Origin of the sequence: Stieleria varia (assembly GCF_038443385.1) — a bacterium.
Lineage (GTDB): Bacteria > Planctomycetota > Planctomycetia > Pirellulales > Pirellulaceae > Stieleria > Stieleria varia.
The window spans coordinates 2,051,241-2,078,079 of record NZ_CP151726.1; the positions used below are offsets into that span (position 1 = coordinate 2,051,241).

Genomic DNA, 26,839 nt, shown 5'->3' on the forward strand with positions numbered 1-26,839 from the left:
TCCAGTGAATCGCCCCGTGGGACAACTCACAGCTTAAGCACCCCCGCAAGACTTTCAACCGTCCAGCGACATCAATCCGATTCACCAGAATTCCAGCCGCATCCGCTCGATTGCGAAAACTTTAGTCAAATTGCTCTTGCTCTGACAGAATTCGACCTTTTACTCTCCGCGGATCGGTCGATCCCCATCTTTCAGCTTCGCCGTGCCCTTGGCTGAGCATATTTCGTGAACGAATCGCGAATCGACGGGTCGAACCGGCATCAGCGGGAACAAGGATGTTTGCACCGAACCAAGACACCATCGCAACTCAGCCACGCCACACGCGTCGTTTCACCACCACTTGGGTGAGACGGACGCTGTCGTTGTGTTGCCTGGGGGTCGTTGTGATTTCCGCTGGTTGCAGTCAAAACCCCTACCTTGCGGTTCCCGGCGGTGGTGCGTGGCAAGCCCAAACGGCGGCCCCGGTCAGCCCGTCATACAATCAGCCTGCCCTGAATCCCAACGATTCACGACTGGCCGAACTGAATCGTCGCGTTCAATTACTCGACGACAACAATCGCCAGTTGCACACCCAGTTGGCCCAAAGCGAGCAGCAGGCGCAAGTCTATCGTGACGAGTTGGACCTGGTGCGTAAGCAACTTGCACAAACCACGACCCAACTCGAATCGACCGCGATCGCGGCGCGACAAGCTCAATCGCAAGTCCAGGGAATGCAGGCATCGACACAAATGCGTGGCGGTGCCTCGATTCAACCCAACACCAACTTGACCCAACTGGCGTCACGACTGAACCTGGGTGGTTTGCCGGTCCGACAAGACGGTGACACGATTCGAATCGGGATTCCCTCCGATCAACTTTTTCAGCCCGGCACGGCACAGTTGAACGCGTCCGCCGCCGCGGTCCTGGACCCGGTCGCTGCTCAGCTACGCAGTTTGTTTCCGCGTCAACGCATTCGCATCGAAGGGTACACGGACAACGGACAGATGCTGGGCGGTCAGCTCAACACCCCAGGTCACCAACTGGCTGCGGCGCAAGCCTCCGCCGTCCTGGACTTGTTGACACGACGAGCAGGCATGCCGCTGCAGCAGTTCTCGATCGCAGCACAAGGTGCCAACGGCGCCATTCAACCCAACACCAGCGCGATCGGCAGAGCCGCCAATCGCCGCATCGAACTGGTGATCTCCCCGCAAACGTTCTAGACGTCTGCCGCAACACGATTCACGCCCCGAAGGGGCCGAACATGAAAGCCCAGGGCAGAGCGTAGCGCCGCCCTGGGCTATTTTGTCATGTCCCTTTGGGACGGAATGTGTTACGTCTCGTGGGCACGAAAACAGTTCTCACGGTACCGAGGTCCATGCGGTAAATAGGTGTCGTGGAGCCCATTTAGCTCGGAGTTTCGCTTCTCGGGGGACGTGCAACTAATAATTTACCGCTGGTGGATTGTCGTTCGACTCTCCGAGTCGACAACGTACAGCGGAGAACGCTATCGACTTGGAAAGTCGAGCGACAATTATTTACCGCACGTCCCGAGAGACGCGGCTACGTGAAAGAAACGCAGCCATAGCATAGAATCGCAGATGCTCATCTACCCAGTGTTCGCGAATACGAGGACGTCTGTCATGTCTCAACAGCCAAGGTTCACCATCAGAGAGCTGCTGGTCGTGATCACCGTCGTGGCGATCTTGTTTGCGATTTTGATGCCAGTGATCCAAGTCGCCCGTGAAGCGGCACGCCGAATGTCATGCAGCAACAACAGCAAACAACTCGGATTATCCATTCACAACTATCATTCGACCTACAGGCGATTGCCACCGTTGATGTTTGGAACATCCTCCAATCAAGGACAGCTCAGCGGACTGGTTGCCGTCGTGCCGTTCGTGGAAGCGAGCGGGCGGTGGGGAACGATCAGTGGCCCATCGACCTTCAATAATATCTCGTATCCGCCCATGGGCCCGCCTCCGACGGACACCAACTACGCACCCTGGCTTGAGCAAATACCGACCTACAACTGTCCCACGGAAACGGATGTCTCACCCGTTTACGGCTTGACCAACTATGCCCTTTGCGTGGGCGATCAAGTCACGGGCCTGTATGTCAACTCAGGGCTTGATTCCGTCCGCGGTTGTTTTGCGCCTGATTGCGCGATCCAGTTCAAAGACATCACCGACGGCTTGTCCAACACCGTGTTGTTCACGGAAATCGCAAACCGTGTGGATGACCAGTCCCTGGGGAACTTCAGCATCGGCAACGGCAGCAAGCTGGCCGATCAACCTGGGGCATGCCGTCAGAGTGTGTTGGCAAAGTATCCGATGTTGTTCGCCAAGAACGTGACGTTGGACGCGATCGGACGCGGTGGCTCGTTCGCCGACGGCACGGGAGGCATCGGCTGGGTCAATACGATCTTGCCGCCCAACAGTCCCAGTTGTGCGATCGAAGGACAGCGTCTCTATGAAGGCGTGTTCACTGCATCCAGTCGTCACCCGGGCGGTGCCCACGTGACCATTGCCGACGGCGCAGTCGTTTTTGTCACGGACAATATTGAGCATGGCGATGTGACGAAACCGGTGGTCCTGGAAACAGGTCTTTCACCCTACGGTATCTGGGGTGCGTTAGGCACACGTAGTAGCAAGGAAGTGGTGGAAGAACAATTGGTTCTTTAGCCTCAGTCCTCTCATGTAGCTAATCAGTAGATCGCGTGCTCATCCCGAGTTTCGCTTTGCATCCCTTTGGTTCACTGGCTCGTCGCCACACTCGCTTCGTCACTCACATTGTCAGTGGATGATTTTTGTTTCAACTGGCGTGTTCTCTTTGGGCAGACGTAATGCCGTGACCAAGCGGCTTCCAGCTTTGGCTCTCCTGACTTGGAGAACCGTAGCGTGATCTTCTTTCCTTTGCCCCATTTTCGATACGCGGTTTGCGAGGGAATGAGGTTGAGGTCGTGAGCATGAAAACCCATCAACCGAAGAATTCGATTGACGGCCCCGAGACCTCCCGCCGTCACACGTTCCAGGTAAGCGATTCGAGCGAACCGCCAATCTTCAACTTGTTTTGGCGTCAGCTTTTGCATCTGCACCATCACGTCAATCGGTGAGACGTAGCCTTGCTTGTCCAGCACCACTGCCATCGCTCGGACGACCTTGTCGTAATACTTGTCCTGCGTGTAGTTCTCAACGGTGATCTTCTTCATGTGCTAGCGTTCACAAAGTCAGCAATTTTGTGTTCAGAGACAACGAAACAGAGTCGAGGAGCGACGCTCCATTTACTGACTTACCTGGTAATGGGATTCGCCAGAATTCCCCTCGTATCGAATTCTTGGCGAAATTCGTTTCATGAGTCATCCTGGATTTGTATGTTAGTGTACCTCTGCAGTTCGATTTCATCGAACGCGATCTCAGATTTTTGTACTCGACTTTTTGTATTCAGAGGCAGCCAAGACAATGGGAGTGACGATCCACTATCGCGGTACGTTGGACGATATTGGGCAAGTGGAAGCGATGGAAGATCGCGTGATGGATCTCGTCTTTTCACTCGGTGGTCGTGCGACGATCTGGCGATCCTATTCCGCAGGCGGTGATCCATCGCGTGTGGTGCGAGGCCTGATCATTGATCTTGAGCCCGGACAGGACACGTTCAGCTTGCTGGTCTCACCGGAAGGACACCTGATGCCGCTGTTTCAAATCAAGGATGCTGAGTCAGCTCCGTTCGATGAGCCGCCCTATTGCTTTGTCAAAACGCAATTCGGATCAGTACAAGGTCACGTCGCAATCGTCCACATTCTTGATGCCCTTGGGCAGCAGTATTGTTCCAATTTGACCATTCTCGACGAATCCGAATACCACGAGACCCGCGATATCGACAAGCTTGCGCAGAAGATGCGTTTCCTGCGTACCGCTATCAGTACCATGGCCGAGGGACTGCGGGAACACGGGTTGAACAAGGAAGCTGCAGAGGACCCGAATATTCTGGCGACCCGTATCGAACGGATCGCAAGACTTGTCCAACAAAAACTGTTGGCCGCCCCTGACCCGCCGGACTTTCCCGCTGACGCTGATGAAGTCTCCGAAGAGGACGATGGCTGGCGCGAGCCGAGTCTTGAGGAGGAAGTCAAGATAATGGACGAACTGCGTCGTAAGAACGATTTGCGGTGCGAACGCATGAATCGTCGAATTGCAGAAGCCACCGCGTCCGGCTTGTCCGTCGAAGAGGCGTTCGAGGTGGCAATGCGAGAAGAAGGGTTTTCGATCCCAAATCGAGATGCAAGCGACCAAAGTGGCGAGAAGCCTGAGATAGCGACCTCCGATGAGCCATGGAGCGAAAGTCTCCCGCAGCATCCATTCGACTCCGACGGCGGACTGGAACGCGGAGAAACCCATGCCGCAGTTGAACAGGCACAAGCATTTCTGTCGACGGCGATTGACTTGGTCGATAGGGCATCGACTCGTTCGTCATTTGCTTCGATATTGACGCGAGCCAGCATGGACATTGTCGGCGGCCTCGTCCAAGCCACCAGCGACGGGATGGACAACAATCTCGATCGCGCTCTTGCCATCACGCAACTCAAACGGGCTCTCACCGGTCACGCCTACGCGCGGGGAGCACTGTTTGGTTTGCGAAGAGAAGAGGTGATCACAACGGCACATTCCCAGGAACTGCACCAACAGCTGAAACCAATTCTCACTACGATACACGAGCTGATGGAAGCAGCCTGGGCCTGATCGACTTGATCGCTTACAATTGGTACTTTCTCAGGGGGATGAGGCCGTGCAGTACATTAATCGTCGTCGAGAAACCTATTTTGCGTATCGGGGCACGACAAAAACAGGAAAGCCGAAGTTCTTTGCGTCTAAGAAAACCACGAGCGACAAAGCCTCGCGAGTCGAGTCGTTGCCAGAATACTTTGAGTTTTACGAGAACCCGGTGAATGCGACTGTGGTCATCCGACGCCGTCGTCCGACAACGTTGACGGCATCGGAACGAAATTTTCTCGCAAGACTGGTGCTTGAATATTCATCGGTTGATGGCAACGTCGTCATCGAGGGGAATGCATTGGTCAACAAAGCACAGCGACTCTTTTCTGTTTCGCGATATTGCTGCCGGAGCTGGAAGGATGGTTGGCTCAATTTACACGCTCGGCCTTCGTCGCTTGAGGACTTGGCCGCTATCTATCTTCCTCACCTTGGTCAAGATTCTTATTTCGAGTTGGGTTGACAAGATCGGAAGCATCAAATGTTAGAAATAAAGACGGAATCTCCGCCAGCAACAACGTTGAGAGAGATGGGCACGGATGAATTGCTTCACAACCTTGGGCGGTTCCCCGGGTCCGTGTTGCCAACTGGTGTGTTGCGTGAGTTGCAGGGCCGCGGCGAAGCGCTTCATGACTCTGTGGCGGCGTTGGTTGCTGACTCGGTCAAGTCGGCTGAGATCGGATTGGGCAGCGCTACCAGCTCAAACTTCTTCGCCTTTGCTCTGCTGGCTTCCATCGCCACTTGGGACGACCGGCATCTGATCGAATCGGTGCTGACGCAAAAAGGTGAGTTGTTCGGCGACCTGGTCTTTGAGGCCACGCCAAGCATGATTGCGTGTCTTTTTCGTGACGCGAGTTCCGCTGAAGTGATCGACTGGATAGATCGCCTCGCCGATAATCAGAAACTTGACAGCCTCAAGTCGTCTTCACTTTTCCGAGCCATGTCGATTGCGGTCGTGCAGGGACACTTGGATCGAATCGCAGCGATCGATGCGATGGTCCATTGCTTGAAGCGGAGGGCTGGTCGTCGTTCGGACACCCAGTCTGCGGTCATCATAAGCGAGCTATTGGATTTGTCCGCCAATGAGGTGGATGGTGTCGATGAGATTGTCCGATCAAGTTTTCAGCGAGGCCAAGTCGACGGGGACTACATCGAGCTGGATAGCTGGGATGACTTCGGCATCTACGCCCAGCCCCCTGGCAAGACGCGAGGTTGGCATGATGTGGCAGCAGAGTTAAGCACGTGGTGCTACGACTATATTAGCGAGGATGCCGATCCGGTTGACGCCACAATCCTTGCCAATGAACACGCCAGCGGGTGGCGTATAACCAAAGCCCCGTTGAGCCCAACCCTGTTCAATGAGCTTCGACAATCGACGGATGACCATCTCCCCGTCGAGGCCATCGATGCGGTCGATTATGCATTCACTAGAGCCTACCACGCAACGATCGACTTGATTCGCGACGAGGTGGTTCGGTTTCAAGGCAATCCCGATTCTTGGAGGGGCAATGGCGCCTACCTGGGATTGGCGCTCACGACCGCCAGAGCGATGCCGCTGCCGACCGATCTATTGCAGATGATCCTGCAGATGCCAGAGACGGATCGTGAGCAGGTCTTTGGTGACCAATTCTACCTGATTGTAAATGCAACCGCTCTGACGCCGTTGAGGAATCACGATTTCATTGAGCAGTGGATTTGGGATATCGATCGTAGCAGTCCAGATCGACGCGAAATGGTCGACTACTATTTGCTTGCCTGCTATTACGGTTCATTGGATCGCCAAACCGCGATCGATTCGCTTGTCGCAGGATTGCAGCGTGCTCTACGGGAAGAACCCCTGTTGATCGCGCCGTATGCCGAGAGCCTGGCTTTCTTTACTCCGAGGAAACATCAGCAACTGTTGGAGGATGCGTTCAAGAGGGAGGATGTCGAGTGGTTCTTGCCTCTGAAGCAGATGCGTCAGATGATGCACGATGCGAAGTATGCGAAGGAGCAACTGCGGGAATACACAAGCAAGTTCCGCAATGTTCGTCAGGTGATCAGAGACGGCGTGATGTTTGGCGGGGACGTGTATGAAGAGAAGCCAAAGCCTGCCGTTCAGCCAGCGCCGACACGGCAGTCCACCCTGCAGTCTTCGTCGAAGACAACTGTCCGCGACGACGTTCGCACGCCACGCAACGCCCAGTGCCCCTGTGGCAGTGGAAAGAAGTACAAGAAGTGCTGTTTAGGGAAGTGAGCTGGTGATCATTCCGCCGCTTGCCACGGCAAACGGCAGACACCCCACTGGCCGTGGTTCTCGTCGACGGCGACTTCGATCCAGTCAATCGCGTCGCCAAACTGGTCTCTGGTGCGGACCATCACCCGCTGGGCGATCACCCGTGCGATTTCTTCTGCGGTGGTGTTGATCACCGGCAGGATGACACAGTCTTCGTTTGGGAAAACCCATCTGCGATCACGAAACGTCGCGGTGGTTTCTTTATCGTCGCTGGTGATTTTGATCTCGGGGTGTGAATTCGGCAGGATGACATGATGATCCAGCGTCAATGTCTCGTGCAAGATCGCGTCTCGCAGTGCAATGAAATCGACAACGTATCGGTTTTCATCCAGCGGTCCGCCCACGCTGGCACGAACCCCGTAGTTGTGCCCATGCAAGCGTTCGCAGATGTCACCTGCAAAGGTAATGAAGTGCGCGGCGGAGAAAACGAATTGTTCTTTCGTCACGTCGACACGAAATGTTGCTTGGCTCATGTTATCTTGCTTGGGTCAGGTTCGGAGTAGAACATACAGTGCTGCGGCGATCAGGTCGGCCGTGGTGCCCGGGTTGCAACGCTGAGAAAACACCTCATTGTTGCCACGCAAAATGCGATCGAATTCTTCACGCTGCGATGGACTTTGCAAATCGACGGCTGCCGCCATGCAGCGTACTTGCTTGGCAATCTCTGGGCCATGCTTGCGCTCAATCAAGCTATCCGGCTCGCTCGCCAGCAACCGCAAATGGGCGTCAGCGATTCCGCCCAGCACGTCTCCTCGGTCGATGATGGCGTCATGGACCACCGGGACGACGATGTCGAGCAAATCGGAGAAGCCGGTCGCGTATTGCCGGGCGATTCGATCACGCCGCTGAGCCAGATGCATGGCGGCGACCAAGTCGACTGGCTCAGCTGGACTGGGAGAATTCACGTCCATGGTTTCGGTCGTCCCCATCCCCCCAGGGTTTGCAACCCGGATGGCATCAAACACAAGCAACGATTCGGCGGCCGTGACATCAGTCAAGACCGACGCCATACCGTCGCGCCAGATGGATTGGGTTCTAGGATCGCTGGGATGTGCGACGCTATGGCGTCGGTCGCACTCGACCAGGGGCCCCAATAGCAACAAGATCCCCAGGTTCACGTTCGAGCCGCAGTTGGATTGAACCGACTGGGCCGCGGCCAAGACCCAGGAGGCGAAGCCGAGTGCCTGTGTGGATTCGATGGCGGACGCGGTGAGCTGGGCGGCTGTGACGAAATCGGAATGGCTCAGATCGGGAAACGGTCGTCCGGGATAAACATTACCCGCCTTGGGCGCGGTGGCTTCCAGCACGCACGCCCAACGAACCGCGTCGGCGGGGGTCTGACATTCGGGACGCAGCAGGTCCAGCGGATCTTGATTGGAAAGTGATGAACCTGTCGACTGATTCATGTCACGGTGGTGCTGGCGGTGTCAGGATCGGATCGCTGCGAGGCGTGTCCGATGAACCTTGCGATCGCATCCAGAGTTTCTTGCGGTGCGTCCTCCAGGACATAGTGCCCCGCGTCGGCGATGGGGAGGGACTGCGCGTCTGGCCAAACCTCTCGGAATCGCTCCAAGCATTGTGGGCGAAAACACCAGTCCTTCATTCCCCAAATGAGTAGCGATGGCAAGTCGGCCAAGGACGGCAAGTCTGATTCGAGTTGCTGCAGCGTTTGAAAGGTCGGGTGTGATCGTGAAGTCGGAATATCACGTACGAAGGCATCGATCGCTACCCGTGAGTCCCAATCGTGATACGGTGCCAACAGCCCGCTGGCAACATCGGCGGCCATCACATTGCGTGACATGGCCATCGTGACGGCCGCTCGCGCGAATACGTTCCACCGACGAATCGCCCACGACCCCAAGAGGGGAAGCCTGCACGCTCTGATTCGCCAGGGGATGTACGGTGGGGGAAACGCAGCCGTGTTGAGCAAAACCATTCGGTTGAAACGGGGACGACGAGCCGTCAATGCTCCCAGGCCGATCGCGCCTCCCCAGTCGTGAGCGATCAGGGTGACGTTCTGCAAATCCAATGCATCGATCAATGTGACCAAATTGCGTTGGTGGTCGCTGAGCTGGTAGGAGAACTCCCCACGAGCGGGTTTGTCACTTTCACCGCATCCAATGTGATCCACCGCCACGACGCGAAACGTGTCGGAGAATCGTTCGATGACTTTGCGGTAGTAGAAACTCCAGGTCGGATTTCCGTGAACGCATAGCAGCGTCGGGGGTTGGGAATCGGGGCCGCTGTTGCTCGGGTCGCTATTTGTTGGACCGACGTCGCGATACGCCATCGAAAGCGAATCGATTTCGAGTCGCTTGGCGGGGTAGGGAAAGCTGTCTGTGGGGACGTTCATTCACCAAGTTTGGCGGTTCCATCCTCTTTCCGAAACCCGGGCATCCACGAAAAAAGCCGGCCTCGCCCTCGCCAGCCGGCTTGATCATGTCGTCGGTGAAATGGTCCATTGCTCAAGGTCAGTTGTTGAACGGTTGACCAAAATTCTGAATCCGAGGCGGCGAGCCGATTGCCGATGGCGCTGGACTGCTGCTGCGGATGGAACTGGATGAGCTTGAGGACGCTGGCAAGTTCTGTGAGGTGGTCGACGTCTGATTTGACAGCCCCCATCGCACGCCGTTGAGTCCTTTGGCGGAGGTCCAGGCCAATCCGGGCACGAATAGGATTGACTGAATGGATTGGCCGTTGATCTGCGCGACACCCCATTCCGTTTCGACGGTGACCATTTTTACATCGGTCGCCCCAGTGATGGAGTCACCATTGAGCATCACGACGGTCGTGGATGCATCGTCGGCTGAGGGGAATCGGAATCCGGCGACCTCCGAAAGAGGAACGGCAACCATACCAAAGGAGGTCCTCATGTCCAGATTGGTGGTGTCCGTCAACGTTCCGGTGATCTGGGTCTTGCCAGAAATCAACTCAACGGTGACGCTGAGCGGTCGCACATCGGGAGTCGCGGATGCGATGGGCTCGGCTCGTGTGGGCTCCGCATCGGCCACCGGCTGAGCTCTTGCGACGGGTTCGTCGTCTTGGGCAAACAGAGCCGATGTAGAAAGCAGCGTCAGCAGAGCCGCGGCACACATCGATTTTGTGAAGGTCGAATTCATTGCAAAACACCAGGTCCAAGTGAACGTGAGATCGGTTGGGGCCGTGGCTCAAGCACCACGCCAAGAATGAATCTTAGTCACAGCGGTGAAACATTCCTACTGCTGGCGGTGCGGATTGCCCTGGGCTGATCAATAGTTGGTATTGAATCGATGTTTTGGTGTTATTGTTTTGGCGTTATTCATTGAGCCGTTTAGGCGAACGTGAGGGAGTGGGCCCGTCTGCTCAAGAAAGCCTTTTTGAACGGCAAAACGATTGGCGGGGCACGCTATCGACTTGGAAAGTCGAGCGACGATTGTCGTTCGACTTTCCAAGTCGAAAACGAGCACCACCATCCGCCCAAACACAAACCATCCGCCTTGTGCCGTATCCGCAAAGGTTACGCCCCCAGCGGCGCCGGCAGTCGTGACAGAAACTTGCGGAGCGCCACAGTGCCACAGTGCCACAATGCCAGTTTTTGAACAGCCAGGGATTGCTCCCCAGATGCTGCGTCGTAGCCGGCGCGATACAAAAAAACGCCACCGTCCTGCTTGGACGATGGCGTTTTGTGATTTCTATGATGCGATGAAGCAGCATCCCGTGTGCTGATCAACAGCCGCAGGGAGCGCCCACGGCGGGACCACAGCCCTGACAGGGCATTGGGGCCTGGTGGGGCATGGGGGCCGGGGCAACGGGGCCGCATCCGTTGCAGGGACTGCTGATCACAGATCCGCCGTTGATGATCGAACCGCCCATGTTGCTGCCGCTTTCCAGAACCGAGCCACCGGAGACGCCGTAGCTCGTGGCTGCTTCGGCACACGGCGTAGTGGTTTCTTCCACCAGTCGTGGAACCATGCGACAGACCTGAACCTTTTGCTCCACGGTTTCGGTGTACGGGACATCCACGGTGTACTCTTCGACGGCTTCCTCCGCGACGCGATCGTAGCGAGTGGTTTCGTACGGTTCCATTGTGTATTCCGGCACGTTGTACGTGTAGCTGACTTCTTTGGTCCGAGGTTCGGATTTGTACGTCACGTAGGGAACGGTTTCCGTCTTGGTGACGGTCGTGAACGTCAATTCTTTTCGCGTGCGAGTTCGCGTTTCGGTTTCATACTGAACGACTTTGCGATTACGCGTACGTTGTTCGTCCACGTAGACGACCGTCTTCTTGGTGCCGGTCCGCGTCTCGGGGTGATAGACGATTCGAGTGCACTCGTAGGGAACCTGCTCGCTTTGCTGCTCGAAAACGGTGTAGCTGATCACTTGTGATTGCGATGTGCTCGTGGTGACCGGGACGGTCTCGGATTGCACGTTGGGCACCCAGACCTTTTTGGTCATCGTGATCGTTCCGCCACAAGCGACCGAAGGGGCACTGGCGTATGCATTGGAAACGTGTGGAGCGTTCATCGGAGCGGCATATCCGCAACCGGCTGAGACGCCTCCGCCACATCCACCACAGGGGGCGGCGCAGCCACCGCATGACGAGCCACACGGTACACTGGCGACGCTGCCGCAGCCACATCCTGTCGTGCTGTATCCGCCACCGCAACCGGGGCCGCTGACCACGGTTGCCCCGCATCCACCAGCGTAGGTCGCTGCGTAGTTGACCGTCGTGGTCGTCGCGACCGGTGAGGCAACTTCAACCACTTGTTCTTCCCAGTGGCCGTAGTCTTTGGTCACTGTTTGCATGGTTGTGGTCGGTACGCAGACTTCGATCATTCGAGTCTTGGTCACCGGAACAGCGTTGGTCACGGTTCGAAATTTCTGTTCCGTCACGGCATGGGGGACGTTCACGGTGTAGGTGAACGTTTCATCTTGCAGCTTTGGCACCTTGACCGTGTATTGTTCAGGCACATCGACCAGTTTTGGAATCTGCACGACGTAATCTTCGGAAACTTCGTTCCACTGAGGGACGGTCTCGGTCAGCTCGACAGTCTTCTCGGACTTCACGGGGACCAGCACCGAATACTCGATCGTCTTGGTGTCGGTTTTCGGCACATAGTTGACCGTCTGGCGATACTTCGTTTCGGTCACTGGCACGGATTTGTAAACTGTCTTGGTTCGATAGCGAGTTTCCTGGCGTGTTTTTTGAACACAAACCGGTCGCGACTCGGTCACATACTTGGGCTCCATCACGACTTTGTAAGTCGTCATGGGCTCACAAATCATTTCGCTGTGCGGCTGACCGCCACCAACGACGGTGCCCAACGAAGTTCCGCTATCCGCCGTCACGACTTCACCGTAACTGACTTGACTGGCGTAACTCGTCGCCCCGTAGCTGACTGAACCTGCGCAACCGCAGGGTGACGACACAACCACTTGTGCTCCCGCACAGGGGTCACTGCATCCGCCACAGGGGACACAGTCCCCTGCTTGCGCTGTCACTGCCAGCAATGCAGCCGACGCGCTCATCAATGTTGCGAACCACTTCACCTGAAAGCTCCCTAAATCTCGAAGAATACATGGCGGAACTGCGGGCCTGTTGGATACCGCGGCCGGATTGGGGGTGCATGGAATCCCCAAATCCGAGATCCGGGGGCATCTACCCAGTGGAAAGATTAAGCGACAATCGGCCTGACACAATCCACACAACCCGCAAAAACAGGGAATTCATCCCAGAGTGCCCATTTGCCCAGCGGCTGTTGAGTGATCCGTGTGATGTCTGTTCAATAGTTCACTGGTCCAAGGGCAATGGAGCCGGACAGGGAGTCTTCACCGAAGCCGGAAAGGGAGTCTTCACCGAAGCCAGACAGGGAGTCTTCACCGAAGCCGGAAAGGGAGTCTCCACCGAAGGGGGAACGCCGACGGGCCGAACTCTCGTTAAGCTGGTCCACGGAAAACCCGTGTCCTCGGATCTGGTTTGCCGAACGTCTGAGCCCTGTCATTTCGTTAAAACGCCCCTCTTGCGCGATGATACCGTCGCGGCCTGCTCCATGAATGGTTTCCCCGTCAAAAAACCGACCAGGACTGTTGCACTTGCTTTGATTCTTGTCTCCGTGCTGATCGCGCGGACGGGAATCTTGCTGGCGGAGCCCCCTCCTCAGGATCCGGTGGTCGCGCGGGTGGAGATGAAGCTCGTGGACCAAGAGCAGGTCATTGATGTGATCGAACAAGGCGATTTGTTGACAGTGCTAGAAGAGCGGGACGACGACTATGTGATCTTGACCCACAACGGATCCAAGGGAGCCGTGGCCAAAGTCAACGCAGTGCGTATCCCAGAGTCGTTGGACATCTACACCGATCTGATCAAACGCAATCCTAAGGAAGGCCGGTTTTATACCTTGCGTGCATCGGCTCATTGGTCACTGGGCAAGTCCGACGAGGCATTGAAGGATTTCGACCGCGCGATCGAACTTGGCTACGACGCAGCCCACGCCTATTCCAGTCGCGGATTGTTCTTTGCCGCCAAGGGTGAATACGAGAAGGCGATCAAGGACTATGACGAAGCGTTCAAGCGTGACCCCGACGACGTCGGACCTTTGGTCAATCGTGCGGCCGTGCGAATGGCGCAAGGCGATTTTGCGAAAGCGATCGCAGATTACAACGCGGTGCTCTCCAAACGGGAAGACGACATCGCGATTTTGCACCAACGGGCAATCGCACACAAAGCATCAGGAGACCTAGAGAAAGCGACTGATGACTTCGCATCCATTCTCAAGCTCGACCCTAAGGACTTTCGCGCCGCGATGGGACGGGGCTACATTCGATTTCAACAGAAACGGCATGATGATGCGGTACAAGATTTCGCGACAGCCATTGAATTGAACCCCAAAGACGCCGTCGCGTGGAACAACCGTGGCTACAACTTGGCACAATTGGGCAAACAAAAGGAAGCCTTGGCAGACTACGAGAAAGCCATTGAGTTGGCACCAGAGTACGCACTAGCGCTGCAGAACATTGCGTGGTTGTTGGCCACCGCCGAAGACGAATCGCTGAGAGATCCGCCCCGTGCGGTCAAAATGGCCAAGGCGGCTTGCGAACTGAGCAACTATCAGTCCGTCGGCGACTTGTCCGCGCTCGCCGCAGCGTTGGCGGCCGACGGCAAGCACGATGAAGCCGTGGGTTGGCAGGAGAAGGTCGTTGCCGCAGTGGATGAACGATACAAAATGTTTGCCAGAAAGACGCTGCAGCGCTACGAGAATGGTCGCGGTTTTGTCATCGACCCGATCGCTGCGGAGAAAGCCGAGCAAGCGTCTGCGGAGAAAGCCGCTGTTGACGATCCCACACGCCGCGGCGAGTAGACTCAAACAAGCGATTCCTGAACGACACCGTCGTGCATCTTGACCACACGGCTGCCACGCTTGGCAAGCTCCAGGTCATGGGTAACCATCACGAGTGTGTAGTCGTTTTCTCGATTGAGCCGCTCAAGCAACTCGACCACCTCACGACCGCTGTCACTGTCCAACGCGCCGGTTGGTTCATCAGCTAGTACCAATGCGGGATCGTTTGCCAGTGCACGAGCGATGGCGACGCGTTGACGCTGACCACTGGATAGTTGATCAGGGAGGTGATCAATTCGATTGGACAGCCCGACGAGCTGTAGCAACTCAATACTACGTTGTTGTCGCTCGGTGGCGTGCAGCGTTGTCCCAAACATGGGGATCTGTACGTTCTCTGATGCGGTCAGATTTGGCAGCAAATAGTAGCTTTGGAAAACAAACCCCACGTGTTTGGCTCGGTGTTGGTCCAAGTCTCCGGAGGCGTCCAGGGGTGTATCACGAAAAAAGACTTCTCCCGATGTCGGTCGGTCCAAAGCGCCCATCATGTTCAGGAGCGTGGATTTGCCACACCCACTGGCACCCACGATGGAAATCCAGTCTCCGGGGTACACGTCCAAACTGACATCTCGCATGGCGTGTACATCGCCATCGACGTAGTGTTTGTTGACGTTTTTCAACGATACGAGCGGCGGCTGACTCGTCATGGTGTTTTAGATCAGTGCAAGTGAAATCAAGTTGGGGATGGAAGGTACACGCATGTTGAGCGGTGTTGATTTGAAGTGTTCACGTCGAGGTAAAAAAAGTAAACTTGGCTTGACTAAATCACACTGCGACACGAATCATAAAGGGACACAGGTGTCGACATGCCAAAGACTAGCTTATTGTCGGCTGCTACGAAACGGACCCCATCGACGGCGCGTCTATCGCGAATTGCCTTTAGCGATTTTCTGAGAGTTTTCATCAGGCGTTGCAGCGGACCATCGCTCACCCCGGTCATGCTGGCGGTGGTGTTTTCTGCGGGGATTGGCGTTTGCCGTGCAGAGGACGCCAATCCTCTCAAAACGCATCCGGTTTCGATGATCCCCGCAGGTGTGTTGGTTCCATCGGCGGATGCTGTGGCCTCAGAGTCCGACGACGTCCAGCCATGGAATCGCCTGGTATTGATTGCTACTCCAAAGATCAACAGCGGAGACGTCGATGCGATGAGTGCATCCATCCGAGATGCGGCGACGGCCTGTTCATTAACACTGATGGCGTCGATCAAACAAGTGACTGGCAGCGACGGCGGCGTGCAATATACCTTCCGTGATCTTGGCGTCGGTTACAGCCTGCCGATCAATGGACGGCAAACCATCATCTCATCAGACACCGCGGCACAGCAGGGTGCCGCATTGGGTTTCATTGCGAGACAGATTTTGCGAAGCAATGAGAAACGTCTCAGTGAGGTGAGGGTGGTGGCTAGCACATCGACCCTGCGGATTCTGGATGCTCCCTCGGTTGTTTTGATCGGGCAACAGCACCAGCACTGTATCACGAGACACTTGATTTGGCTGGATCCAGCCAGTGGAACAGGTGCGATGTTGGTCTGGTTGCTGCAACCAGGAGTGGAGAGTGGGGCAAACGCTGGTGATCGGATGATTGACAAACCCATGCGATTGTTGCGATGGGGAACCACGGAACAACGCATGGTTCATGTCGATGGCAGTGAATTCACACTGGGATTTCCGTCGGAGTTGGCGGTCGCCCTGGAAGATCTGCCGCCGGGACGAGACATCGCATGGCCAGAAAACGCCAAGTCGCTAACGTCCAGAACCACTTACGGCGAAGCGGACATAGAGCAGTTGGCAGCGGCGTTGAACCACGCGATCGGCGCGGCCAACTAGATTGGATGTCGACGCGAGAACCGATGAAGTGTCGGTAGCGAGACCGCAACCAGCATGATACCCACCGCTACAGGAATGGGGGCGACGAACATTCCCGCCACGCCGATCAAGAACAGCCAAAATGCGGGATGCACGATCATTCGATCGACACGATTGCGAAGAGGCCACAGCAGCAAGAATGCTCCGCTGACCATCAACAGGGTCAGCGCGTTGCTAAGCAGTGTGCGGAGATTTTCGGACTCACGCGATTGAGAAATCAGTCTTGGGCCGACATCATCGGTCGTCTGCCAGACTCCGCTGACCACAAAACCAGCCGTTCGGCTGGAGGCCAAATGTGGCGGCGAAATGCGTTGGACGTCAGGGAAAAAACGCTGGACAAAGACGGCCATTCGTTGATCCATCGTCTCCCAGTCGAGATCGCCCTCGATGGACGTTCCCTTTGCGTTGCCTTCGCTTGACGTGGAGGATTCCGTTGGTTGGACGACTTCACCCTCGGTACTCGCTGGCGACTCTTGCTTTTCAAACCGGCATCGATGTCCAGCGGATTCCGCCAAACTGATGTAGCGAGCGATCCAAGGCCGAATCCAAAGTGCAACTTCGTCATTCCTCCGCTCGGCGACCGAGTCGAGAGAACGCTCGATGGCAGATAGCGTGGATTGGGCCAGTACGAGTGACCGCTTATCCATCATGGCTTTGACAGGATTCGTTTCCGCGTCGCCCGATCGTTTGGAGTCGCCTGTTTGGTCGGTTGATTCATGCCGATACACCACCATCCACGATGGGGGCGACGGGATGTCAACCAGAGTCGGCAAAAAGTCGTCCAGCGAAGTCGGTCCCAGCGGCACCCGCAATAGAATTTCAACTGATTGCGTCAAGCGACTGAGCGTCAACGGGACGGTGATCAACTGTTGTCCGCTGCCCAAGGCGACTTCGTTTGAGTCGGCCTCTGTCTGTTCTGCATCAGCGACAAAAAATTCGACGCAGCGGTCTCCGGCCCAGGCTGCCTGGCATTGGGAATTTGCCGGCAACAGAATGCGAACTGAATCCTCTCGCTCGGGGACAATGTCCCAGCGATGAACCACGAGAACGCTGTCGTCGTGTGCGTAGATCACGGCATCGGATGACAAAGCGATGGGATCGACCGTCGTTTGCGAGAGAGGGAGCAGATCGACGGCCCATGAATTCGTCTCCGCCACATACGTGTCGTCGGAAATTGCCAGTTGAGCATTTGTATCGGAAAGAGATTGTCGCCAATCCTCCGGAATCTGCTTGGGGGTGACAGCACTGCGTCGCCAATTGATAGGTTCGTTGGTCAGTCGATCCGGGACCGAGACAAAAACACTGCGTTGTCCATCGCCCAATACACGAATCGTGGGCACGCTGATTCGTGTTTGGTCCGTGTTATCCAGTTCGCCGTGAACGATCAGGCTCTGATTTGTTAGGACTTTGGGATCGCACGCGATCCGCAGCACTTGTTTGGATGGATCGATCGACCGCCTCAACATCCATCGGGTTTCGGGCGAAACCGACAATTGATTGCACCAGCGACTGGGGATTTCCAAATCCACAAAATCAGGTGTTCTGCCAACAAAACGCACAGCGGTATCGACCGTCCAGCGGCCTTGATCAAACCGCATCGCGATGACTTGATCGGACCGAAAACGATTGGCCCGTTTGGAAACGGACAGGGTGGCGGTCTGGAGAGTGTTGTGCTGCGTCTCATCCGCATCGGAAACGGCGGAAATGTTCAGACTGCTCGCGTCCGAATCCGCGGAAAACTCCCATCGCAACACGGGGATTTTCCCGCGACGCAATAGTTCGTCCGTCTGTGCGTCGGTCGGCAGGGGCCGCGAAGGCGATTGGGAGACGCGAACAGCGACTTCGGACTGACGTGTGACCAAATACTCGGAGGGTCCTTCGGCGTCTGGCAGCAATCGCATCCTAGGGGTTTGAAAATTCTTGCCCAACGGCAGCGGCAGCGTTCCACGGACTGAGATCTTCGTCACTCCGCCGATTCGTCGATCCCCCAGTGGCAAAATCGTTCGTCCATCCTGAGTCGTTGTGACATGCTTAAAAGGAGTCTCATTGATCTTTACATCCTGAACCGTGATGCCCGGAGGAAGCTCAACACTGCGTCGCCGGACCGATTCTGATGGATCGACAAGTTCTGCCTCCAACGTCAACTGCATGTCTTGTGACGTGATGTGCAAATGTTGTCGTTGTCGAACCGCCGGCGATGGTTGAATCGCGCGCATCAAGATCAAAGGTGGAATCCTCGCACCGGCAACGAAAGCGCGATCGACCGCACTACGAAATCCTTTCCAACGCGATGCAAACGTCTGCGTCGCCATCGCAGAGACCGGGTCTCGCTCCATTTCCGCGACGCGAATATCGATGTCCCCCGACAGTCCCACCACGGCTCGGGCGACCTGCATCGATGAGTTGGCTGCGGAAATCTCTGGAATCGTCATCGTGATCCGATCGACTTCGCTTGTCGGGTCATTGATGACGGAGGGGATCTGCCAGATCAAGCTCAATGGTACGTCGTTGTCCACCATTTTCTCGAAAGTCATGGAGTAGCGAGCCGGGCTGACGATGGACGTTTGTTGCAATGACCATGCCGAATTGGCGACCATCGCGGACGGATTGTCCAGGATGATCAGTTCCAATCGATCTCCGGTGCGATAGGCAAGCGTAGGATCAATCTCGCATTCAATCGTTGTGAGTTGCGAATCTGCATGCACACGATAGAGTCGATCAAAGGACTGCAAGATTTCAGGATCGCCAAACCGATTGGATTGAAATCCAATCGCAATTTCTTTGGCAGGTCCCAGATCGGTTTCCCAGCGTCCCAAATCGGATCGACGCTTCGCAAAACCCGATGTCTCTCCGAGCGACAGGACCTCGATTAGTCGATCTGATTGAATCTCCAATCGAGACGTGGCGATCGATGGAATGGCAAGTCGAATCTTACCGACGGCACCGTCAAAGGTGACTTGGGGGATCAACGTCATCCGCAAGCGAAACGAACTCGCCGGGGGCAGATTGACGATCATTGTTCCGTCCGGTTCGACGTCGCACTGCGCGACTTGAGATTTATCCGATTGCAATAATTCGACCCGGCGGACCGCGGTGGCGACAAATGGCAACCGAACACGATTGCTGACCCGATTCAGTTGAATCAAATACTCCACCCCGATCGTGATCTCGGCCGGTTCATTCGGGTCGGGCAGCGAGCTGATTTCGACACGGTAGTTTGCGGATTGAAAAAAGGGGTCAGCTGGCTTTTGAACTTCGCGTCCGCTGAACAAGCTCTGATAGGTGGCATTGGGCACGTAGACCTTGTCACCCACTTGCTGCACGTCCGCATCGACGGGAACCAGCACCGTCAGGGGGGCCTTTTCACTGTCCGGTGACGGCGTGGTCTGCTGTGCCCAAGCCGACTGTCCCCCACAGATCGCTCCGACGTGAAGGCTGGCCAGCAAAAGAATCCCAGTCATGGGTGACGAGACGGAAAAGTCGGTGGCTGGTTTCCGCACGGTCGTTTTCGAGTTCCGGGTGGTCGCAGCGTCTTCGTCCACATGCTCATCTCGTCGATGAAAGCGAACGGATGCCTGCAGTAAACAGGCTGACACCGCGGGTAGCACCAACCAACCAATCACGGCGGTCTGCCACGGCCACCACAGCACAGCGGCGACGGCAAGAACCAAGATCGAGGTGGACACACAGAAGAATCCATGCCGCCAGATTCTTGTCAAAGTCCAACACACAGAAAAGACAATCGCAGCAGTAAACCAGCCGAAACCGATCGCCAAATTTCGATCCAGCAACATACGTGTGGTCCCCGGCGCTACCTCCAACGACGTGCGACCACCAGAGAGCATTTCGACGGAACCCATCAGGCTGCAGGGGGCGAATGTGTCACTGGCCGCGGTCATTCGAAAACGTTGGTTGAATCGAATCCCCGTCACCTGCACGTTGGGAATGGTGCATGCTCGCAACCAACCGCTCTCTACCGTGCTGCGATTCCAGGACAAGCGAATGATGTCGGTATCCCGTTCCGGCTCAATCAAGATGCTTCCATGTTCCGATCGCTGCGTCTGGATCGCCTGACCATTTCGCGAAGCCGAAACCAAAATCATGTCTTCGTCGCACGTGATTTCGATCGGTCGTACCGACGAAACACGATAGGTTGCTCGAATCGAGTCGGTGCCACGGCTGGATGCGGAGATGTTGATGTCTTCATCCCAGACGAGGCATACCCTGGGATCTCGTGAAGGGCGAGATAATTGGATGGCCGGCTGGTTGATCGGATCGTATCTCAATCGCGTCGCATCGGTCGACCAATTGCGATCTTGATCAAAACCTTGAACATCCACCAGCTCCAAGGCATCGTCTGCGATGGGAGGAACCTTCAAGATCGTATCGTCTAAATCATCGATCAACCAACTGGACCCTATCACTGCTTCGGCCTCCTGCGTGGCGGCACCGCGAACACCAGGCAATGGCAAGTTCATCGTCGTTGGTGCGGCGTATCGTCGAGTACCCACCAGCAGATAGCTTCTCAAGCTCTGATCGCGTAGTGGGATCGTGTAGATTCGCTGACCTTGGTCCTCCGAGACTTGGGTGTCTCCGGGCGGAACATTGATCGCTTCACTACCATCAGCAGCGACAAGACTCCACTGATAATCGGGACGCTGATCGATGGGGCCTGACACCACCGTGATGGAGTCGGGCAAGCGGGCTGAGTCGGTTTGGATGGAAAGGGTCTCGATACACTCGGTGTCCTTGCGATCCAGCCACAACCGAGTCTTGACGTCAAGCGAGACTGCCGGGCGCAACAAGATGACCGGTGGTGTGTCTCCCAACGCGTTCCGCGCAAACAGGGTATCGGGCGAGAAAGGCTGCAAGAGTGTCAATTGTGCATCACTGAGTGATTCTCGCGGAACCAATCCGTCAGCCATCGATGTTTCGCTGGACCACTTCAGCTGCGTCGGCGGCGAAATCGCCGCGACAAACTCACCACGACCGTCGGCGGAGCGAAAGAACCAAGTCGAGGGAACGACGACACGATTCTCGTCTCCCATTCTGCGCAATCCCTTCGCCAAAATCGTCAATTGAGAATCGTCAATGTCTCCGGGCTCGGGCCAAAACACAAAACTTTGGCTTGCGGTATTCACGACCGGATTCTCAATCACTCGCCCAGAATGTGGCAAGACGATTGACGTCAATGTCCAACCCCGTTGCACTTCGAATCGCAACGGTGCCAGACTTTGCGTGCCGACTGACAATCGAATCCGCACCGATGCGTCCGTCACTCGATCTTTCTCAGCGTTTCCCACCGAGAGTTTCAGGAGCGTTTCTTCGGTTGACCATTGACGACGAGCCGACAGTCGCAGCAATGACCAACTCTGAGTGGGGGCTGTCGGTTGCGATTCTTGTATTGAGTCTTGTGGCTGGGAACCGTCACGGGCATCGATTGTTAATTCGGATGGTTTGATCAGCGCGCCTGAACGCTCGGGAGGACCGGTGGCAAAGAGAGTGGTGTTCGTCTGGCCGTTTCCCGCCTCCAGCTCTTCTTGTTGCCAATCGACGGGCAACTCCCATGCGACGACCGACAGTGGCGCAGCGATTTCAACCCGAGCTTCTGTGGCCGCCTGTGAATACAAGATGTCGCTTTGAGACAATTCAATTTTCGGCAGCGGACAGGCTCCGTCTTCGATCTGCCAGGTCGACATGCCGTCGACGTTCAGTGTCACGAAATCCGTGTTTGATGTCTGCGGATCCAACGGCGCGCGCACCAGCACGGTTGAGCTGCCATCGGGTTGCATCTGCTGATTGAATTCGGATTCGATGGCGTTCACCCGGACTCCCGTGATCACGCCGAACGGGACACGGATCGGAGGCAACGTGCGAGCGAACGGCACCTGCAGCGTCATGCGGTGCGACCAAGTTACCCCACTGGGCGCGATCGAATAACGACGAGACTGGCGTCGTACGATCACGAGGTCACCCTTTCGATCCGTTTGTCGATGTCGGGAACGCAAACGGATTCGTTGCATCCCTCCGGCATCAAGGGTGTACCACCGCAGCGACTGAGAGCTTTGCGATTCCAATCTCGCCGGCATGGACAGATCGGCATCGGATGGTGCATCGGACATTTCGCTCAAGACACCGTCATCGGTCTCCAGTTCCATGTCCGCAGATGTGGAGAGAACGACACGGGTTTGAGGAGAGCGTGGAATCAAAAGGTCAAAATCGACCAATCGATTGCTACGTCGTCCTTGCAGAGTCCAACTCATCGTGATCGGTGTGATCGCGGTTTGAGGCGAATCCGAATCCGGGTCCACTCCGCTGACGACGGCAAAAAGCTGCCCTTGCGAATCAGATTCCATTCGTGGCAGCGAGTCCGCAAAGGAGCCTTGCGCCAGCAGACTGCGTCCTCGAATGGCTGAAACGGCAAAATTTGCTGTGCCCAGCGAGCGCCGCAGCACTCCCGATTGGTTGGTCTCGATTTCCAAGATGCTGTTTTCGCTGACCAATGTGTCACCATCGACATGAACGTCATAGAACGCTCGACGAAAGAAACCTGCGTTCTCGCCGTTGATTTCTTCTGGGTGGCGTGTCAGGGCATCGGCCAACTGTTCCATTTGAACGGGACGATACCCCCGAGGAATCATCTCAGTGAGTTGTGACTGATAGACGGCAATGGCGTGCAACGGGCGACCGTCAGATGCCCTGAGCGGCAACCCGATTCTCAACGGTTGCTTGTCCGTTTCTTTCTTGGCCGTCTGCGCCGTTGTCGGCTCTGGTTGTAGCTCTGGTTGTAGCTCTGGTTGTGTCGTTGGCTCAGGTTCTGGTTCTTGCTCCGTGGATGGCTCCGTCTGCGTCGCTGGCTCGGGCTCCACCTGAGACTCGTCAGACGACTCTGTCACCGCTTCGGATGCAGGCGTGTCCTGCGCGTAGAGACTTGCGGATGTGACTCCCAGTAGCAGTGGGATGACGAGCAGTGTGATCGCGAGCAATTGGATGACAAGCAATGGGGCCGCGGCGACACGTATCCAACGACTCGCCGTGTTGGATACGGCGTGTTGTCGCAAATGGATGAAGCGACTCATCCGACCACCTCGCCGTGTTGCATGCCTTTGTTGGATCCGCCAGACGCTTCCATCTCGATGGATCTTGTTGCCGACATGCTGCTGGGGCGTTCCGCTTCCGATGGAGGGACGATCGTTCGTGTAGAACCCTCGCTGGTGGATCGTTGACGTGTGGGCACCAAAACGCGTGCCGGTGGAGGTTGCAGAAGGCTACGTACCGCCAGCATGACGACGACCAAAGCCAAAGCAACGGCCGCGATCTGACCGACCATCACTGCGGCGTCGGGTGCGATGATCAGCAGCCCGGCGAATGCGAGTGCTGCCAGCACAGCGGTAAAGGGGTGACGTGTTCGCGGAAAGTAGATGAGCATGATACTGATCATGACCATCCATCCCGACACCCAAAGCCAAATCATGGTTCGGCTGGCGACACGTACCGAAAACGATCTGGCATCGGAACCGACAAAAAGATAACGATTTCCCTCGGGCATCGGTACCGTTTCGCTTGCGCCAACCCAGGCTGCCAACGATGCGTCGTTGTGCAGAGGTTGTCTCGCGAAACGAAGACGATCCAGCGTCCAGGTCATTGCACGTCCGACATCCGGCGATGCCCAAACGAGATGCGAGTCCGACATCGCGATCAATTGCCAATAGGTTCGTGTGACACCGTAGGGTAGCTGAATCAACGGACTGACTTTCTCAAACGCGGTCGGCTTGTTGAGTGTGGCCCAGACACGCAAGTCGACGATGTGTACAGCCTGATCGTCAGGCAGACGCACCATGATTCGCTTTGCCTCACGTCGAAATTCCGCGGGGGCACCGTTGACGTAAGCTTGAATCTGAATGTCGATGTCGGCTACAGTCAGTTCGACGGTCAAAAAATCGCCGCCTTCCGTACTGACCAACAACTGCTCCTGACGATTGCGTTCGCCGATCGCTGATCGCAGTACAGCACGTCGAATCGTCAAATCTTGCTGTCCGCTTTCGGTGGCAACGACGGACACTCGCAGCGACTCTCGGGGCAGACTCTGTAGCACCAACTGCGAACGGGACGCCGAATTGGGCACCATCAGCTCGTTGGACTCATCGCCCACCAATTGCATGACAATGTCGCCGCGAATGGTCGTGTCATCCACGATCGGTCGCGGCAGGCTGATCGGTTGCGGCTGGCTGTTCGCTTGCACTGTGCGGGTCGCGGATTCCGGATCGGCGACGATGCGTTCCGCGACGGTGCGCCAGCGAATCACATGGGTGCCTCGTGACAATTCAGGCGAGATCAGCTCATAGACCGATTCGTCGGCGTCTTGTGTAACGGGACGCAGGATGGCAAATCGTTCATCGACAAATACCGTCCATGTAGAATCTTTTTGAGCAGACGAGTCTGTTAACTTGGTCGCTGCCGGTTGTTCCGTCTGAGTGTCACCTGCAATCGCAGCCACCGCCGTGTTTGCACTTACCGCAGCGTTCGTAGCCGCCGTCGCGTTGGTTGGGGTTGCTGCATCGAAGCGTGGAATTGCCACACGCAATCTTCCTTCCAAGTCCGTTTGCGACGTCAGCGTCCAGTTCACGACCGTCTCGATGCTTTGGCCATTCAATGAAATGGAGCCTGCTGCGGCCAACGTGATCCGAGGAGGTTGCTGAACGAGCGAGCCGACCAGTCTCGCCGGCTCATCGGGTGGAACGATTCGAAAGCGATCCACTTGGTCACCATTGACCGTGTCTTCTTTGCTCGCCGTCAGAGACCTTTCCAAGCCGGTTGACTGTGCAAGGTCTGCGACCAGAAGTGAACGACCGCGACTGCGAATATCAAGTTCGGCGACCTGGATCAAAACACTTTCGTCGGTCTTGATGATTCGAGGCAATTGAAAGGTGACCCGGTTGCCATCGTTGTCTCGCTCAAGTTTTCGATGTGCTTCGATCGTGATCGGTGGCAAGACGTCGGCACTGCCAGGATCCAACAAGATCTCCAAATATTGGTCGGTTTCTGAGTAGGGCAGGCTGTTGCCTGTCTCGCTATCGATGATCGCCCTGTGCTCCCAGTCCACCAAGTCCAGTCGGATACTGCGATTCTCCGCTGTCTGGCCCGTGAACTGGATGGTCATCTCCATCTCCGCAGCGGATTCATAAAGCTGAATCTCGGTCTGACTGGAAACTCGCAGTTGCCGTTGAGTAGCGCTCATCCAGAGAGGCAAGTTGAATGAACTACGGTCGTAGCGAAACATGTAGCTACGACTGTTGCTCGATTCAGCCGCGCTGGTGTCGGGAATGCTCTCGACATACAAACGGTCACGCCATCGGAGCCGATAGTCGTCACTGGTGCGAATTTGAATGTCGCCGGATTGGCGAATCGCGCCGACGATTTCGGGGACACGAAACGCGAGGGGGGAAGATGCTGTTGCGTCGTTGCCGGCAAGCTGCACATCCAAGCTCAAATCGATTCGAGGCAGACGTTCGTCTTCCGGTACCGTGACGGTCCACTGTGTACCCGCCGGTGTCTGCTTCGGCTTGGACAACTCCACGACGCGTCCGCTGGCGCTCAATTGTGGTGTGTCCAAAAGGGTCGCGCCCGGTGGCAATCGCAGCTCAAATGTCGAGACGGCACCACGGAGATTGCGAATCTCCATCGTCGTGCTTTGTATGGGTAAGTCCTGTGGCGAGTTCCAGCGTAAGGTCACGTCGCTCTCGACTTCCAACAACGGCTTCTCGATACCTCGTTGCAGCCCGCTCCAACGCAGAGTCAAGCGTCCGCCGCCACTTTCCACACGAAAGTGAGTGCCCTTGGTGGTGGCCTGAGTCTCGATGACTTCATCGCCGCGTCCCACGACGTCTCCAAAAACATCTTTCATGTCAGTGGAAATGTTGATCTGCGATGGTGCGTCAGGCAATCGGAACGCGATCGAGGGCGATGGATTGGACTCCACGCGGACGGCCATCTTCATGTCCACCAATACGTCACACGATTCATCGCTCTTGGTCCAGAGCAAATAGCCGTTACCGTCGGCAGCAGAGGTGACTTGAAATTGCTTCGCCTGACTGGCAGTGTTTTGGTTCGCAGAGTTTTGGTTCGCGGTGCTCTTGCTTTCAGTGCTTTGGGATTCTGCATCGTCCCCCAAGTCGACTTGGAAACGAGGAGCCTCCAGCAGATGAAAGTTACTCATCTGCAAAGCGATCGGAACCAATTGGCCATCGGTCGGACTGATCGAGACCCGTAACCGCAAATCTAATTCGGCGCGACTCTCCGTCGCCGAGCCAGTGACTTCCACCGACTTGCACGCGAACAGACGACTGTTGGCCCCGGCACCCGAGCTGATTTCATTCCAACGTTCATACGAAAGATCAGGAACGAAGATGGGATTGTTGGACCCGTCCAGCAAATAGATCCCTTTGATGGGCAAGCCGCCGGCTCCATTGGCAGCGTCGACTGCGCCCTGAATCCGATCGCGGGGCGGAAAGGTGCCTCCGTCTTGACCCTGCACGCGCTCACTCAACAAAACGCACAAGAAAACGCACAAGAAAACGCACA

Annotated in this window: 16 protein-coding genes; 7 read left to right on the forward strand and 9 right to left on the reverse strand. The window is 56.1% G+C overall.

All coding sequences use genetic code 11. The features are described from left to right. Window positions 1-275 precede the first annotated feature (275 nt). Both Pla52nx_RS07070 and Pla52nx_RS07075 read left to right on the forward strand, forming a co-directional pair. Complete coding sequence (locus Pla52nx_RS07070; protein ID WP_146522355.1) at window positions 276-1,199, forward strand: OmpA/MotB family protein; 924 nt, start codon at window positions 276-278, stop codon at window positions 1,197-1,199. 420 nt (window positions 1,200-1,619) lie between these two features. Beyond that, on the forward strand, window positions 1,620-2,660 hold the full coding sequence (locus tag Pla52nx_RS07075) for a DUF1559 domain-containing protein (protein WP_197454936.1): 1,041 nt from the start codon (window positions 1,620-1,622) through the stop codon (window positions 2,658-2,660). Between the two features lie 71 nt (window positions 2,661-2,731). Here Pla52nx_RS07075 and Pla52nx_RS07080 read toward each other — a convergent pair whose 3' ends face one another. After that, window positions 2,732-3,187 carry a hypothetical protein gene (locus Pla52nx_RS07080; RefSeq protein ID WP_197454937.1) on the reverse strand — a complete coding sequence of 152 codons (456 nt, stop codon included), beginning with the start codon at window positions 3,185-3,187 and terminating at the stop codon, window positions 2,732-2,734. A 250-nt stretch (window positions 3,188-3,437) separates the two neighbouring features. On the opposite strand from Pla52nx_RS07080, the gene Pla52nx_RS07085 reads away from it, so the two are divergent. From Pla52nx_RS07085 to Pla52nx_RS07095, 3 genes are read left to right on the forward strand one after another with little or no spacing between them, the layout of a single operon-like run. Then, window positions 3,438-4,715 carry a hypothetical protein gene (locus Pla52nx_RS07085; protein WP_146522357.1) on the forward strand — a complete coding sequence of 426 codons (1,278 nt, stop codon included), beginning with the start codon at window positions 3,438-3,440 and terminating at the stop codon, window positions 4,713-4,715. A gap of 46 nt (window positions 4,716-4,761) precedes the next feature. Then, window positions 4,762-5,208: a hypothetical protein gene (locus Pla52nx_RS07090; RefSeq protein ID WP_146522358.1), complete on the forward strand. Its 447-nt coding sequence runs from the start codon at window positions 4,762-4,764 to the stop codon at window positions 5,206-5,208. An 18-nt stretch (window positions 5,209-5,226) separates the two neighbouring features. Then, window positions 5,227-6,981, forward strand: a complete 1,755-nt coding sequence (locus tag Pla52nx_RS07095; protein WP_146522359.1) for a YecA family protein — start codon at window positions 5,227-5,229, stop codon at window positions 6,979-6,981. A gap of 8 nt (window positions 6,982-6,989) precedes the next feature. Here Pla52nx_RS07095 and Pla52nx_RS07100 read toward each other — a convergent pair whose 3' ends face one another. The 5 genes from Pla52nx_RS07100 to Pla52nx_RS07120 form a co-directional block, all read right to left on the reverse strand. Further along, window positions 6,990-7,493, reverse strand: a complete 504-nt coding sequence (locus Pla52nx_RS07100) for a 6-pyruvoyl trahydropterin synthase family protein (RefSeq protein ID WP_146522360.1) — start codon at window positions 7,491-7,493, stop codon at window positions 6,990-6,992. Between the two features lie 15 nt (window positions 7,494-7,508). Further along, window positions 7,509-8,426: a triphosphoribosyl-dephospho-CoA synthase gene (locus Pla52nx_RS07105; RefSeq protein ID WP_146522361.1), complete on the reverse strand. Its 918-nt coding sequence runs from the start codon at window positions 8,424-8,426 to the stop codon at window positions 7,509-7,511. Further along, on the reverse strand, window positions 8,423-9,373 hold the full coding sequence (locus tag Pla52nx_RS07110; RefSeq protein ID WP_146522362.1) for an alpha/beta fold hydrolase: 951 nt from the start codon (window positions 9,371-9,373) through the stop codon (window positions 8,423-8,425). Before Pla52nx_RS07110 ends, Pla52nx_RS07105 begins: the two co-directional genes overlap by 4 nt. Before the next feature lie 118 nt (window positions 9,374-9,491). Beyond that, entirely contained in the window at window positions 9,492-10,139 is a 648-nt protein-coding gene (locus tag Pla52nx_RS07115) for a hypothetical protein (RefSeq protein WP_231742377.1), read from the reverse strand. Window positions 10,140-10,725: 586 nt separating this feature from the next. Beyond that, entirely contained in the window at window positions 10,726-12,549 is a 1,824-nt protein-coding gene (locus tag Pla52nx_RS07120) for a ferredoxin (RefSeq protein ID WP_231742378.1), read from the reverse strand. Window positions 12,550-13,049: 500 nt separating this feature from the next. Between Pla52nx_RS07120 and Pla52nx_RS07125 the strand changes: the two genes are divergently transcribed. Continuing rightward, window positions 13,050-14,357 (forward strand): tetratricopeptide repeat protein, encoded by a 1,308-nt coding sequence (locus Pla52nx_RS07125; RefSeq protein WP_146522363.1) that lies wholly within the window; start codon window positions 13,050-13,052, stop codon window positions 14,355-14,357. A gap of 2 nt (window positions 14,358-14,359) precedes the next feature. On the opposite strand, the gene Pla52nx_RS07130 is transcribed toward Pla52nx_RS07125, so the two are convergent. Beyond that, window positions 14,360-15,040 (reverse strand): ABC transporter ATP-binding protein, encoded by a 681-nt coding sequence (locus tag Pla52nx_RS07130; protein WP_146522364.1) that lies wholly within the window; start codon window positions 15,038-15,040, stop codon window positions 14,360-14,362. Window positions 15,041-15,199: 159 nt separating this feature from the next. On the opposite strand from Pla52nx_RS07130, the gene Pla52nx_RS07135 reads away from it, so the two are divergent. Beyond that, the gene (locus Pla52nx_RS07135; protein ID WP_146522365.1) at window positions 15,200-16,219 is read left to right on the forward strand and encodes a hypothetical protein; all 1,020 of its coding nucleotides are present in this window, start codon (window positions 15,200-15,202) and stop codon (window positions 16,217-16,219) included. On the opposite strand, the gene Pla52nx_RS07140 is transcribed toward Pla52nx_RS07135, so the two are convergent. Together Pla52nx_RS07140 and Pla52nx_RS07145 are read right to left on the reverse strand one after the other, a co-directional pair. Continuing rightward, the gene (locus Pla52nx_RS07140; RefSeq protein ID WP_146522366.1) at window positions 16,216-23,337 is read right to left on the reverse strand and encodes a hypothetical protein; all 7,122 of its coding nucleotides are present in this window, start codon (window positions 23,335-23,337) and stop codon (window positions 16,216-16,218) included. The two genes, Pla52nx_RS07135 and Pla52nx_RS07140, sit on opposite strands and share 4 nt — an antisense overlap. Continuing rightward, on the reverse strand, window positions 23,334-26,804 hold the full coding sequence (locus tag Pla52nx_RS07145; protein WP_146522367.1) for a hypothetical protein: 3,471 nt from the start codon (window positions 26,802-26,804) through the stop codon (window positions 23,334-23,336). Before Pla52nx_RS07145 ends, Pla52nx_RS07140 begins: the two co-directional genes overlap by 4 nt. Between the last annotated feature and the right edge of the window lie 35 nt (window positions 26,805-26,839).

Excerpts from the sequence above, each read along its gene's own strand:
- Pla52nx_RS07070 (WP_146522355.1), top strand. The coding sequence starts at position 276 with ATGTTTGCACCGAACCAAGACACCATCGCAACTCAGCCACGCCACACG.
- Pla52nx_RS07075 (WP_197454936.1), top strand. The coding sequence starts at position 1,620 with ATGTCTCAACAGCCAAGGTTCACCATCAGAGAGCTGCTGGTCGTGATC.
- Pla52nx_RS07080 (WP_197454937.1), bottom strand. The coding sequence starts at position 3,187 with ATGAAGAAGATCACCGTTGAGAACTACACGCAGGACAAGTATTACGAC.
- Pla52nx_RS07085 (WP_146522357.1), top strand. The coding sequence starts at position 3,438 with ATGGGAGTGACGATCCACTATCGCGGTACGTTGGACGATATTGGGCAA.
- Pla52nx_RS07095 (WP_146522359.1), top strand. The coding sequence starts at position 5,227 with ATGTTAGAAATAAAGACGGAATCTCCGCCAGCAACAACGTTGAGAGAG.
- Pla52nx_RS07100 (WP_146522360.1), bottom strand. The coding sequence starts at position 7,493 with ATGAGCCAAGCAACATTTCGTGTCGACGTGACGAAAGAACAATTCGTT.
- Pla52nx_RS07105 (WP_146522361.1), bottom strand. The coding sequence starts at position 8,426 with ATGAATCAGTCGACAGGTTCATCACTTTCCAATCAAGATCCGCTGGAC.
- Pla52nx_RS07110 (WP_146522362.1), bottom strand. The coding sequence starts at position 9,373 with ATGAACGTCCCCACAGACAGCTTTCCCTACCCCGCCAAGCGACTCGAA.
- Pla52nx_RS07115 (WP_231742377.1), bottom strand. The coding sequence starts at position 10,139 with ATGAATTCGACCTTCACAAAATCGATGTGTGCCGCGGCTCTGCTGACG.
- Pla52nx_RS07125 (WP_146522363.1), top strand. The coding sequence starts at position 13,050 with ATGAATGGTTTCCCCGTCAAAAAACCGACCAGGACTGTTGCACTTGCT.
- Pla52nx_RS07130 (WP_146522364.1), bottom strand. The coding sequence starts at position 15,040 with ATGACGAGTCAGCCGCCGCTCGTATCGTTGAAAAACGTCAACAAACAC.
- Pla52nx_RS07135 (WP_146522365.1), top strand. The coding sequence starts at position 15,200 with ATGCCAAAGACTAGCTTATTGTCGGCTGCTACGAAACGGACCCCATCG.
- Pla52nx_RS07140 (WP_146522366.1), bottom strand. The coding sequence starts at position 23,337 with ATGAGTCGCTTCATCCATTTGCGACAACACGCCGTATCCAACACGGCG.